General features: G+C 63.3%; 12 protein-coding genes. 4 read left to right on the top strand and 8 right to left on the bottom strand.

What is annotated here, in order from left to right; genetic code table 11:
- Nucleotides 1–166 precede the first annotated feature (166 nt).
- Complete coding sequence (locus U0L91_RS06060) at nt 167–334, bottom strand: hypothetical protein (RefSeq protein ID WP_330045300.1); 168 nt, start codon at nt 332–334, stop codon at nt 167–169.
- On the bottom strand, nt 331–1,092 hold the full coding sequence (locus U0L91_RS06055; protein ID WP_330045299.1) for a hypothetical protein: 762 nt from the start codon (nt 1,090–1,092) through the stop codon (nt 331–333). The genes U0L91_RS06060 and U0L91_RS06055 overlap by 4 nt, the downstream gene beginning before the upstream one ends.
- A 161-nt stretch (nt 1,093–1,253) precedes the next feature.
- Here U0L91_RS06055 and U0L91_RS06050 point away from each other — a divergent pair, with 161 nt between their 5' ends.
- Together U0L91_RS06050 and U0L91_RS06045 are read left to right on the top strand one after the other, a co-directional pair.
- Nucleotides 1,254–2,063, top strand: a complete 810-nt coding sequence (locus U0L91_RS06050) for a DUF624 domain-containing protein (protein WP_330045298.1) — start codon at nt 1,254–1,256, stop codon at nt 2,061–2,063.
- A 12-nt stretch (nt 2,064–2,075) separates the two neighbouring features.
- Complete coding sequence (locus U0L91_RS06045; RefSeq protein ID WP_330045297.1) at nt 2,076–3,458, top strand: hypothetical protein; 1,383 nt, start codon at nt 2,076–2,078, stop codon at nt 3,456–3,458.
- 316 nt (nt 3,459–3,774) lie between these two features.
- On the opposite strand, the gene U0L91_RS06040 is transcribed toward U0L91_RS06045, so the two are convergent.
- The 5 genes from U0L91_RS06040 to U0L91_RS06020 all read right to left on the bottom strand — a co-directional run bounded on the left by U0L91_RS06040 (nt 3,775) and on the right by U0L91_RS06020 (nt 9,433).
- Nucleotides 3,775–4,794 carry an SGNH/GDSL hydrolase family protein gene (locus tag U0L91_RS06040; RefSeq protein WP_330045296.1) on the bottom strand — a complete coding sequence of 340 codons (1,020 nt, stop codon included), beginning with the start codon at nt 4,792–4,794 and terminating at the stop codon, nt 3,775–3,777.
- A 15-nt stretch (nt 4,795–4,809) separates the two neighbouring features.
- Nucleotides 4,810–6,378 carry an MBOAT family O-acyltransferase gene (locus U0L91_RS06035; RefSeq protein WP_330045295.1) on the bottom strand — a complete coding sequence of 523 codons (1,569 nt, stop codon included), beginning with the start codon at nt 6,376–6,378 and terminating at the stop codon, nt 4,810–4,812.
- A gap of 41 nt (nt 6,379–6,419) precedes the next feature.
- Nucleotides 6,420–6,656, bottom strand: coding sequence for an acyl carrier protein (locus U0L91_RS06030; protein WP_330045294.1), 237 nt, complete (start codon nt 6,654–6,656; stop codon nt 6,420–6,422).
- The gene (locus tag U0L91_RS06025) at nt 6,643–8,166 is read right to left on the bottom strand and encodes an amino acid adenylation domain-containing protein (protein ID WP_330045293.1); all 1,524 of its coding nucleotides are present in this window, start codon (nt 8,164–8,166) and stop codon (nt 6,643–6,645) included. Before U0L91_RS06025 ends, U0L91_RS06030 begins: the two co-directional genes overlap by 14 nt.
- 187 nt (nt 8,167–8,353) lie before the next feature.
- Nucleotides 8,354–9,433, bottom strand: coding sequence for a branched-chain amino acid aminotransferase (locus U0L91_RS06020; protein ID WP_330045292.1), 1,080 nt, complete (start codon nt 9,431–9,433; stop codon nt 8,354–8,356).
- Between the two features lie 219 nt (nt 9,434–9,652).
- On the opposite strand from U0L91_RS06020, the gene U0L91_RS06015 reads away from it, so the two are divergent.
- The gene (locus U0L91_RS06015) at nt 9,653–10,312 is read left to right on the top strand and encodes an HAD family hydrolase (protein ID WP_330045291.1); all 660 of its coding nucleotides are present in this window, start codon (nt 9,653–9,655) and stop codon (nt 10,310–10,312) included.
- A gap of 45 nt (nt 10,313–10,357) precedes the next feature.
- On the opposite strand, the gene U0L91_RS06010 is transcribed toward U0L91_RS06015, so the two are convergent.
- Nucleotides 10,358–11,755 (bottom strand): Sapep family Mn(2+)-dependent dipeptidase, encoded by a 1,398-nt coding sequence (locus U0L91_RS06010; protein ID WP_330045290.1) that lies wholly within the window; start codon nt 11,753–11,755, stop codon nt 10,358–10,360.
- Between the two features lie 165 nt (nt 11,756–11,920).
- Between U0L91_RS06010 and epsC the strand changes: the two genes are divergently transcribed.
- Complete coding sequence (gene epsC / locus U0L91_RS06005) at nt 11,921–12,616, top strand: serine O-acetyltransferase EpsC (protein ID WP_330045289.1); 696 nt, start codon at nt 11,921–11,923, stop codon at nt 12,614–12,616.
- Nucleotides 12,617–12,640: the final 24 nt, after the last annotated feature.

Here is a 12,640-nt window from a genome sequence, read left to right as displayed (position 1 = left end):
TCCTCCCATTCCCCGGCGGGGACAATGTTACTCGTTTTAACTATACTATAAAACGGTCTTTACCGCAATAGAAAATTCAAAAAGTTTGCAGTTCTTTGTTTTCCCCCGGCGGCTGCGGACATACAAAAGCCGCCGCATCCCCGGGGATGCGGCGGTCTGGCTTTGTCTATTTGGTTTTTGGGCGGCCGGTCTCCCTGTCCTGGTCCCGGCGCTTCTCGCGTTCGCGGGCCGTGCGCACAAGCTGCTCAAAGGTGGGCATCGGCGTGAAAAAGCGGCGGTAGGGATTGTCGGGCACCGGCGATTGGGCCACGGGTCTGGGACGATAGCGCTTCATTCGTCCTCCTTCACGGTGGAGACCGCCCCCGCGGTCAGCGCCTGCCACATGGCTTCATCGGCTTCGCGGTGGTCCTCCTGCTTTTCGGTGAAGAGGGCGCGGCGTCCCACATACAGGCCGGCCAGCACGTCCTGGCTGCTGCCCTGCTGGTCGTCCAGCATGGTCAGGCCGGTGTAGGTGCCCAGGTCCAGCCCGGTCAGCACCGGGCAGTCCGTCCAGTGATAGACCATCTGATGCCAGTCATCGTTCTCGGGGTGGTCCTGGTCGGGCATCGTGCCGTCCAGATAGCACAGCGCGCCGGTGCTCTGCACAAAGCCCGCCGGGTCCTCGAGCAGGAAAATGTAGGCGCCGCCGTCCGCCAGATCGGCCGAAAGGCGGGTCACGCCGGCCATCTGGGAGTAGGCGTCGGTGTTGTCGGTCTCGGAATTGAAATCCACATTGTACTGATCCAGCTGGACCACCACCTGGCCGTCCCCGTTGCAGTCGGTGCCGAAAGCCTGCAGGGCGTTGGTCAGCGCGTCGGCGGTGTCCACCGGCAGGTCACTCTGACCGATGTAGGCAACCCGATAATCCGGCTCGACCTGCGTCACGACATCGTGGACCAGCCACACGAGCAGAAAGACCGCAATCGCCACACCGATGACGATCCATTTGTTGTAATGCCACCAGTTGGCGGCCTTCTCCTGTTTGGTGTATTCGCGCGGCGGTTCCGGCGTCTGGTTGTATTGTTCGGTACTGTCCTTGGTTACCCATGCCATGCTGCGTTTCCCCCTGGTTTTTTGAGATTTTCCTATTATACCACAGAATTGTGGAAGATTTGTAAAATAATTTTGGCGGGGCAAACCTCCGGCCTTGCAACCCCGTACAAAACAAGGTATGATAGAATGGAACTTTGTAAAGAATGGAGAGGGTGCGCACAATGGACGCTGAAAAGAAAAACGTTCCGGCTTCCGGGGAGGAACCGGAAACCGCAGGCGGGAGTTCCCGCAAAGTGGGCATCGCCCGCTTTTTTGAGGTGCTGGGCCGCGATCTGTGGCCCTTCTACAAGGCCAGTTTTCTCTGCACGGTGGGGTTCATCCCGGCCTATGCGGCGGTGCTGTTCGGCGTCATGGCGGGCAGTTTTCCGATCTGCGTGGCGGGCGGCGCCGTGGGCGGCGTGATTGCCGCGCCGTTCCTGTGCGGGATGTTTGACACGATCCTGCGCTCACTGCGCGATGAGCCGGGCTACTGGTGGCACACCTACCGGATGGCCTGGAAGCAGAACTGGCGCGACGCCCTGCTGCCGGGGCTGCTGGCCGGGGCCATTCTGGGCATGTGGGCGTATCTGCTCTTTACGCTGCCCGACATGGAGAACGTCCCCACCACCGTATGGATCTGCATGGTGCTGACCGCCTTCTTTGTGGTGGCGGCCTGTACCTATCTGTTTGCCCAGATCGTGCTGGTGAGCATCCCGTTCGGCAAACTGCTGCGCAATTCCGGCCTGTTCATGATCGGACTGTTTCCCCGCACGCTGGCGGCGACGGTCGTGCAGTGCGCCTACTGGGCCGTGACGCTGGCCTGGATGCCCTACACGCTGCCCGTGATGCTGCTGACGGGATTCTGGTTCCCCTGCACCGTCGCGTTGCAGATCATCTATCCGGGTCTGGACCGGGCGTTTCACCTCGAAAAGACCCTCAGCCAGCGGCGTGACGAAGAGATCAACACGCTCCTGCAGGAGCGCGACCGGTAAGGCGGCGGCGGTATGGAAAACAAGAACACCTTTATCCTTCAGGACACCGAGGCGTTCATGCGCGGTGACCTGGACAATGTGACGGTTTCGGGCGGGCGGATCGTGCTGGACCTGGTGCCGGGCGGCTATGTGCCGTACGGCTGCTACACCAGCCCCGCCGTTCCGATGCCGCTGTTTGACACGATGCGGGTCAGCTGGAATGCCGGCACCCCGCCGGGCACCGCCGTCGAGGCGCAGGCCCGGGTCCTGGTGGACGGCAACTGGACGAGCTGGTCCAGTTTCGGGCGGTGGAGTCCCTATCTGGCGCGGGAAGGCGCACAGCCTTCGGCCAAGGGCGCCGTGGTGATCGGGACGGACAGCCTTTCGCTGGACAGCAAGACCGCCACCCAGGTCCAGATGCGGATTTATCTGTACACCAAGGATGAGAAAGTATCCCCGGCCGTCAGTCTGCTGGGGGCCAGCGTGCGCGCCCTGGATGTGATTCCGGCCGGCGGGCGCGCCGTACATGCGCGGCTGCATCTGATGCCCTATGTGGTCAGCCGGCGGGCACCTTCCCTGCTGCCGCTGATGGATCTGGCCATCAGTCTGACCAGCCTGACCAACCGCTGGGGCGCGGACATCCTGCCCGAGGAGTTTGCCCTGGCGATGCGGGACTGCCGGCCCGGACAGTCCGGCCGCAACCTGAGCTTTGCGGCTGCGACGGCGGGCTGCTGGGGCTTCCCCTGCTGGGTCTGCTGGGCGGACCTGGCCCTGCTGCGCGCCGAAGTCCGCGCCGGCTACGGCGTGGTTGTGGGGCTGGAAGCCACCCCGGCCCAGCTGGCGCAGGGCTATCCGGCGCTGCGCTATGCGGCACTGCGCGGTTTTGCGAGCGCCGCCGAGGGGACCGTCGTGCTGCTGATCGACCCCTATGCCGGGAACGATGACTTTGACGCCGAGATCTCGCTGCCGATGGATGATTTTCTGGTGGCGTGGAACAACACGGCGCTGTGTATGCGCAAACGGGAGAACGGCCCGCTGCCGGGCTGCCCGGGACGGACCTCGGTCTGGCTGCGGCATATGCCGGAGCTCGGCCCCGCGGTCTACCATCTGTACGTCAACGGGGAGCCGCATCTGCTGCCCGACAATTTCTGCGGTTCGCCCCGGACGGAGACGCCCGGCGAGGCCGTCGATGATTCGGCGCCCCCGGTCCACGGCGGCGTGCTGGCCTGGTCGCTGCCGGACGAGCACCCCCACGCCACGACCGCGCACCGCAAGATGCACTTTACCTCCCCCGGGCAGGGCGGCCTGCTGCTGGAACTGCCCGACCCCGCCAACGAACAGCGGCTGCCCCGCAAATACACCGTGTATGCCATTGAGGAATCCGGCTGCATGTTTGTGGGCGACGTGATGGTGTGATTTTCGCCGCAATAAAAAAGTAAAACCCGGACGGCCACTGCCCCGTCCGGGTTTTTTAAGAAGGAGAAAAACAAAGCGTCCCTGAATCTGCCCTTCATACGGAACCCACCCCTCTACCGGCGGAACCGAAGGCTCGGCCCGGGGCGCTTTGGTATTCTTCTTCTTGTTTTGTCCGGCCAAGCCGGACAGAAAAGACGCTTTGGAAGCATCTGAGTGCCATCCAAAGCGTCTTTGCTTCTTGCCATTATCTTACAATATTCCCCCACAAATTGCAAGGACTTGCATGTACAACATGCAGTAAAAGACACGGCAAATTTTATGCAGTTTGACCAAGAGCTTCGAGCTGAGCGGCCGCCTTGGCCTCATTTTCGGGGATTGCCTGTTCCATGGTGGCCAGATAGGACTGCGCGTCGGCGTCCCAGTCCTCATAGCCGGGCTGGCCGCGGTGGTCCGGAATCTGTCCGCTGTCGGCGAGCACTTTTCCGAGTGCCTGGCTGAGCTTGCGGGCGCCGAGGACATTGAGATGCGCGCCGCTGTCCGGCGTGTCGGTGCGCCAGTCGATGCCCGGGTTTTCGCTGTCCAGGTTGTAGTCGATGTAGGTCAGGCCCTGCTGCTCGGCGTAGTCGCGGATGCCGTTGTGGCGCGCCATGCTCCAGCTGACGGTGGGCACCGTGATGAGCAGCAGTTCACAGCCGTTGTCCCGGCAGAGGGTGACGATGCGGTCCAGATAGAGCCGGGCCAGCAGCGGGATCTCCTCGGGCGGGGTGTCGGGATTGTACATATAGCTGCCGCCCGTGTAGGCGCTGACCTCGGTGATGGGGGTATAGCCCTTGTTGGCATCCCGCCAGGAATAGTCGTGCTCCTCCAGCATATTGTCGAGGGTCAGATATTTCCAGTTGTCGTGGAAGCGCAGCAGCGGGAACAGTTCGTCGGTGATGTCCCCGAGCGCACACTGCAGATAGGTTTCGTTGCCGCGCTTGCTGTACACCGTGCCGGTGCCGAGCACGACGACCTTGGGGGCCTGCTCCTTGAGGATGTTCTGCAGCCGGTAATAGATGCTGTAAACGGTCAGCCAGCCCGAACCGTAGGTGTAGCCGGTGATGCCGTAGGCATTGTACCACTCCATCGGGGAGATGCCCTGGGCGGCGTTGGAGTCCCCCATAACCAGCACGTCGATGGTGTCAAAGTCCTCACCCAGAATCCCGCCCGCCGTATAGCCGGACAGATAGCGGTTGGAGTGGGGCATCAGATAATGTCCCGCCAGTGCGACGGCGATCAGCAGCGCGAGGCAGAAGGCCGTCACATGCAGGACGGGACGGAGGAAGGATTTGCGCATCGGTTTGCCTCCTTCTTAGAACTGCGCGTAGATGAACGCCGCGGGGTCGTAGTTGTCGCCGTAGGCGCCGAAGATCATCACCGCGAGGACACCGCCGATATAGACGGCCCAGCGCAGAGGCAGCGGCCGGGCGGCCAGTTCGCGGCGCAGATGATGGCCCCGCTCATGGAGCAGATCCACCGCCAGCAGCAGGACGGCCCCGACGACCAGCACAGCCATGTCGCGGGCGTCCAGCTTGATCAGCAGGCTGCCCTGGTACCGCACCGGCAGGCTGCGCAGCATATCCAGCGCGGCGCGCACACCGTTGGCGCGGAAAAGCAGCATACCGAAATTGACCAACACAAAGGTGCGCAGCATCTGGAACAGCCGCCAGGCGCGGGTCTGGCGCCACCGGGGCAGCGCAGGCAGCAGCCGGACCAGGGCGGGCTCACAGGCTTCGCCCAGGAACTGCAGCCCGAAATAGTACAGCCCGTAGACCAGATAGATCCAGCCCGCACCGTGCCACAGGCCGATGAGCGCCCAGGTCACGCCCAGGCTGAGCCAGACCGGCCAGCGGCGGCCCGCCTCGGCGCCGAAGCGGGTGCGGCAGAATTTGCCGAACCGCATCAGCGGTTTGCTGACCACCAGCGGCTGGAAGACGTACTCCCGCAGCCAGGCTCCCAGCGTGATGTGCCACCGGCGCCAGAATTCGCCGATGCTGCGCGAGAAGAAGGGCTGGCGGAAGTTCTCGGCCAACGGAATGTTGAACAGCTCCGCCGAGCCGAGGACAATGTCCATACAGCCGGAAAACTCGGCATAGAGCTGCAGGGTATACAGCAGCGTGCCCACAACAACGGCGGCGCCGCTGTACTGGGTCCAGTCATCAAAGACGGCCTTGACATACATATTGGCCCGGTCGGCGATGACCACCTTTTTGAACATACCCCAGACGATGCGCTGGATTCCGAACCGGAACCCGTCATAGCCGGGCGCTCCCGGCTGGGTCAGGGCGGGCAGCAGGGCCCCGGCGCGGTCGAAGGGACCTTCGACGACATGGGGCCAGAAGCACAGATAGCTCAGCACCTGCCAGTAGCGGGGCGCGGCGGGCACCGTGCCGTGGCTGACATCCACCAGGTAGCTGATACCCATGAGGGTGAAGAAGCTGATGCCCAGCGGCTGCACATAGGCCGGCACCGTGAAGGTGGGAATCCAGGAGATGCGGGCGGACAGCGCCGCCCAGCTCTTGGCCGCGAAGGGCAGGTATTTGAGCCAGAGCAGTGCCCCGAGCAGCACGGCGGTCCCGGCCGCGAGGGTGCTGCCGCGCAGCACCGCCACCTTCTTTTTCAGCGCCTTGCGCTTGGGGGCGGGCAGGTCGGGGCCGGTCTCGGCATAGAGGGCGTCGAGGCGGCCGAGCTGCCGGCCCACCACCCAGGCGACGGCGGCCAGCACGAGCAGATAGACGATGTACCGTCGGGCCGTGGCCCAGTAAAAGAAGAGGCTGGCGGCCAGCAGCACGCCGGGGCGCATCCGCCGGGGCAGCACGGCCCAGAGCAGCCACACGGCGCCGAGGAACAGGAACAGATAGGCAAACGAATTGTAGGACATGGCATCCTCCCGTCAGGCAAGGCCAGAACCGGCTGCGGGGATCACTCCTCCTCGAGGCGGTTGACCAGACGCAGGATATCGGCCGCGGTGCGGAAATTTTCTTCCTTGAGGTCCACCGGGCTGATCTCCAGATCAAATTCCTCGGCCAGCGCCATCGTCAGCGACATGATGTCGATGGATTCCAGCTTGCCGGAACGGATGAGCTCCTCATCCGGCGCGGGATGCAGACCGGGTTTGACTTCTTCCAGAATGGCAAGGATTTCTTCAATCTGATGCATGGGTTTCCTCCTTAAGCTGTTCGCGCAGCGCCAGACGGTCAATCTTTCCGTTGGCGTTCTGCGGCATCTGTTTGACGCGAAGATAGACGGCAGGGCGCATATAGCCGGGCAGGCGCTGTTCCAGGCGGGCCCGCAGCGCCTCGGTCAGGTCCCGTTTGCCCTGATAGAACAGGACCAGCCGGTCCCGCGGGGCATCGTACAGGCAGGCGCAGGAATCCAGCTTGTCCTGCCCGGAAGCGGCGGTCTCGATCTCGCCGAGCTCGATGCGGTACCCCAGATGCTTGATCTGGGTATCCATCCGCCCGCAGTAGATCAGCTCACCGCGCGCATTGCGGCGGACCAGGTCCCCGGTGCGGTAGATCCGCTCGGGGTATTCGGGCCGCGCCGGGTTGCGCACAAACCGCTCGGCGGTCTTTTCGGGCTGGTTATAGTAGCCGGCCGCCACAAAACTGCCGCGCACGCAGAGCTCCCCTTCCTCCCCGTCGGCCACCGGTCTGCCGTCCCGCAGGATCAGCAGCCCGCAGTTCTCGCAGGGGAACCCGATGGGCAGCGCCTCGTCGTCGGCAAAGGGCCTGTCCAGCCGGTAGTAGGCACAGATGTCGGTGGTCTCGGTGGGGCCGTAGAGGTTGGCGAACTCCGCCTGCGGATAGTGGGCGCGCCAGTAATTGAGCTTGGCCGTCGGCATGACCTCGCCGGCAAACAGGATGGTGCGCAGCGGGGGCAGCGCCGTGTAATCCAGCGCCTTCCAGGCCGCGACGATTCCCAGCGCCGACGGCACCCAGTACAGCGTGTTGACGCCGCGCTGCGTCAGGTATTCCAGCAGCGGCACCGGGAAGCTGAACAGCCGTTTGGGAAGCACCTGCACACAGGCCCCCGAGCGCACCGCGCCGAACACATCGGTCACCGACATCGAGAAATAGAAGGGGGTCTGGTTGCCCAGCACGGTGTCGGGGCCGAAGCGGAAGGCCTCGGTCACCCACTCGCTGTAAGCCAGCACGTTGCGGTGGGTCACGGCCACCCCCTTGGGCAGGCCGGTGGAACCCGAGGTGAACAGCACATAGGCAAGGTCGGTATCGACGGCAGCCGCCCGCACCGCCGCCAGCGCGGCCTCCTCGGGCGGGAAGGCGACGGCCTCCTCGTACCGCAGCACCGGAATGTCCAGTCCCAGCGCGGCTGCGGCTTCGGCATGGGCGGCGTCGGTCAGCAGGACCGCCGGGCAGAGCTGCCCGGTGATCTGCCGCACCCGCTCGGCGGGCTGCGCCACATCCAGCACGGTATAGAAGGCCCCCGCCGCCAGCGTGCCCAGCATGGCAAGGGGCGTTTCGGGGCCGCGGCCCAGATAGAGGGCCACCGGCCTGCCTGCCGCCCCGGCCCGGAGCAGTGCCGTGCCGATGGCACGCGCCGCCGCCCGGGTCTGGGCCCAGGTGTATCCGGATTCCTCACCGCAGAAGGCCGGGGCGTCGGGCAGACGGTCCGCGGTGCGGTCCAGCAGATCCAGAATATTTTTCATGGTTCCATCCTGTTCCGGCTTTTGGCCTGTTGTTTGCAAAGTTGTTTACGGGCAACAGTATACCACATTCCGTGCGTCGATTCCTAGCGAACAAACCGCGCAAAAATGGCGCGGAGCACCGATTTTCCTCGATACTCCGCGCCATTTGTTGTTTAAAAACGGATTTGTAAATTTTGTGTCAATTCCGTTACAGCTGCTTTTCGACCTTGACGGTCCAGCCCTTGGTGTCGGGCAGCTTGCCCCACTGGATGCCGGTCAGGGTATCGTACAGCTTCTGGGTCAGCTCGCCGATCTTGCCGCCGCCGATGTAGGCGACCTTGCCTTCCCAGTCCAGCTCCTTGACGGGGCTGACAACGGCAGCCGTGCCGGTGCCGAACACCTCTTCGAGCTTGCCTTCCTCGGATGCCTTCATGACATCGGCGATGGCCAGCTTGCCCTCGATGACCTCATAGCCCCAGTCCTTGAGCAGCTCAATGATGGAGCGGCGGGTCACGCCGGGCAGAACGGTGCCGGTGCAGGCAGCCGTGTAGATCTTGCCGTCGATCTTGAACATGATGTTCATCGAACCGACTTCCTCGACGTACTTCTTCTCGACGCCGTCCAGCCACAGCACCTGGCTGAAGCCCTTTTCCTCGGCCAGCTCGCCGGCCTTGATGGAAGCCGCGTAGTTGCCGCCGCACTTGGTGAAGCCGGTCAGGCCCGGGGCGGCACGGATGTACTCATCCTCGACGTAGATGCGCACGGGGTCGAGGCCCTCGGCATAGTAGGCGCCGGACGGAGAGCAGATGATGCAGAAAATGTAGTGCTTGGACGCATGGACGCCGAGGCCCACATCGTTTGCAAAGACAAAGGGACGGATATACAGCGAAGCACCGTCGGAATGGGGCACCCAGTCACGATCGATGTCCACGATGGCCTTGACGGCCTGGATATAATCCTCCACAGGGATGCGAGGAATGCACAGACGATCCGCGGAATCCTGGAAGCGCTTGGCGTTGCAGTCGGGGCGGAACAGCTGCACACTGCCGTCCGCCGTGCGATAGGCCTTCATGCCTTCAAAGATTTCCTGCGCGTAATGGAAAACGACCGTGGCAGGGTCCAGCGGCAGCGGCGCATACGGAACGATGCGGGCATCATGCCAGCCCTCGCCCTCGGTGTAATCCATCAGGAACATATGATCGGTAAAAATCTTGCCGAAACCGAGCTTGGTTTCATCCTGAGGCTTTTCCTTCAACTGTTTGCTTCGAACGACTTTGATGTTCAACATATACCTTCTTCTCCTTACCTACGGCGCGCTGGGAGCTGCACAACTCCGGCCCGCGCGAGATTATCCCTATTATAGCGCTCTAAAGTGATGAAAACAAGTACTTCCCTATGGAATTCTGTGTAGATTTTGCGTATTTTTGACGGGCAGGCGATTGCACACGCCCGGGTTTTGGGGTACAATGAGGGGAAGATTCAGGCATGATACAGGGAGGGAATGGCCATGGCTCCTAAAATCCGGGGCGTAATTTTCGATATGGACGGTCTGATGTTTGACACCGAGCGCATCTGGGACACCTTCTGGGCCCCGTGCTGCCGCAAGCTGGGGCTGCCCGAGCCGCCCGCATCGTTTTACAGCGGCGGCCGCGGACTGGCGGGCGACAAGCTCAAGGCCCACATCGCCGAGACCTACGGCAAGGATGCCGGCCGGCTGCTGGACGAGGTCTGGGCCTACGGCAACGAGCAGTTCCGCAAGGGGGTTCCCTGCAAGCCGGGGCTGAAGGAGCTGCTGGCCTATCTGGAACAGCGCGGCATGCCGCGGATTGTGGCAAGTTCCAGCCCCAAGACGATGATTGAATGCAACCTGCAGACCACCGGCACGGCGCGGTATTTCCACGACGTGGTCTGCGGGTACGACGTGGACAAGTGCAAGCCCGACCCGGCAATCTTTCTCGAGGCCGCGCGGCGCATCGGGGTGGACATCCACGACTGCCTGGTGCTGGAGGACAGCTACAACGGCGTGCGGGCCGGCCACGCGAGCGGTGCGGTGACCATCATGGTGCCCGACCTGATGCCGGTGACCGATGAGATGCGCTCCCTCTACGATGCCTGCTGCCGCGATCTGTTCGAGGTGCGGGAGATGTTTGAGCGCGGCGAACTGTGAAAAAGCGCGGAGACCGGATGGTCTCCGCGCTTTTTTGGGATGCGGTTAGAGGTCGATGTCCTGCAGACGGAGCAGGGCGAGAATGTAGATCTTGAGGGCTTCGATGAGCTTGTCAAACGGGGCACCCTCGTTGGCGCCGTGCATCGGGCCGGCGAAGTCGGGGATGGCCAGGTCGGTATGCTCGGGTCCGAAGCTGACCGCGTAGGGGAAGTGGCGCGCATAGGTGCCGCCGCCCATCGTGAAGGGGGTCTTGTCCTCGCCGGTCACCTCATTGTAGGTGGTGATGAGGGTGCGGATGGCGGGGCTGTCCGCCGCAATGTAGAACGGGACCTTGACCTCGACGTTGTCGAGCCGGGCCGCGGTGCCGCAGGCCTTGCGCATGGCGGCGGTCAGGACATCGCCGTTGGTGGAGGTGGGATAGCGGCAGTCGAAGGTCTGACGGATGCGGCCGTCCTTGTACTCGATGGTGCCGCCGATGATGGTCAGCGGGGTAAAGACCTCATCCGAGGCCGCAATGCCCAGTGCGCTGCCGTCGGTGGAGGCGTGCAGGGTATGCAGGACCCGCAGATAGGCCGCCTCGGCCGGGGTGCAGACGCCGGATTCCAGCAGGCAGTTGACGATCAGGCCGATGGCGTTGACGGTGCCTTCCGGCATGGCCGCATGGCCGCTCTTGCCCCAGCCGCGCACAATCGTGGTGCCGTTCTCGCCGGCTTCAAAGGTGACGCCTTCGGTCGGCTTGAGGGCGGACGCCGGCACGCGGACCGTGCAGCTGGCGCGGTCCGGCACGGCGTTGCGGGCCACGCCGCCGGCAAAGTCCACAATGACGCCGTTGGTCAGCTCGGGGCTGACCAGGTCGCCGTTGAAGCCGCCCTTCTCACCGTTGCAGACCGGGAACTCGGCGTCCGGCGTGAAGCAGAAGGCCGGCATCGGGAAATGCTTTTCGTAGTATTCCACATCGTGCATATGGGTTTCCTCATTGGTGCCCAGCAGTGCACGGACGGGATACCGCAGCGCAATCCCCTGCTCGCGCAGATACTTCAGGGCATACAGGCAGAGGATCGAGGGGCCCTTGTCGTCCGCCACGCCGCGGCCCAGCAGCCAGCCGTCCCGCACGCGCACCGTGTAGGGATCGGCGTCCCAGCCGTTGCCCTCCGGCACCACGTCGGTGTGGGTGATGGTGGCAAGATATTTCTGTCCGTCGGCGATGGGACCGGTCTCGGCCCAGCCGATGTAGCCGTCGGCGTCGTGGGTGTCAAGACCCAGCTCGGCGGCGATTTCCAGCGCCTTGGTCAGCGCGGCTTTGGGGCCCTTGCCAAAGGGGGCGCCGGGTTCCGGCGTTCCCTCTACACTGGGCACGGCCACCAGGCGGGTGATGTCCCGCAGGATGGCTTCACGGTTCTGTTCGGCAAAGGCGTCGATGGACGCCCAACGAGAATCCTTCATCAAGTTTCCCCTCCAGTTATTGAGATTGAACTACCGGCTTTATTATAACACGAACGCAAAAAAGTGCAATCCGTCCCGCGCGGCGCTGCCGGTTGCGTTTTGCCATGGTTTGTGCTATGATTTCTCTATCTAAACTTCAATGCAGGGAAAGGGAACTGAGGTTTCATGGGACTTTGGGCAGATGCAAAAAACATCCGGGACAAAGACCCCGCGGCTCGCAATGTGGCGGAGGTCATCATTCTGTATCCCGGCTTTCACGTTCTGGTCACGCACCGGATCGCACATTTTCTTTATCAGCACAAATGGTTTTTCCTGGCGCGGCTCATCAGCCAGCTTGCCCGGCATCTGACCGGCATCGAGATTCATCCCGGCGCCAAGATCGGCGAGCGGCTCTTCATTGACCACGGCATGGGCATTGTCTTTGGCGAGACCACCGAGATCGGCGACAACTGCACGATCTACCACGGCGTGACGCTGGGCGGCACCGGCAAGGACACCGGCAAGCGCCATCCCACGCTGGGCAACAACGTGCTGGTGGGCGCCGGCGCCAAGGTTCTGGGCCCCGTCTACATCGGCGACAACGTCCGGGTGGGTGCCGGCAGCGTCGTGCTGAAGAATCTGCCCGCCAATGCGACGGCGGTCGGCGTACCGGCCGAAGTGGTGCGGGTGGGCAACATCAAGTGCTGCCCCGCCGACGACCTGGACCAGCAGGCCCTGCCCGATATTGTGAGCAACCGGATCAGCGAACTGGAAGCGAGGCTGAGCCGGATGGAAGCCAAGATGCAGGGCGAGTACCCGCCCGACAAACCCGTGACCCCCAAAGGCCCGATGTCCTACGGAGGGGACGCCGGCCGCGGTTGACAGCCGGGGAACGGCGTGATACAC

This window comes from Gemmiger sp., assembly GCF_036306485.1.
Taxonomy (GTDB): domain Bacteria; phylum Bacillota; class Clostridia; order Oscillospirales; family Ruminococcaceae; genus Gemmiger.
Note: the sequence above shows the minus strand (reverse complement) of the source record. Positions and strands in the feature narration are given on the sequence as shown.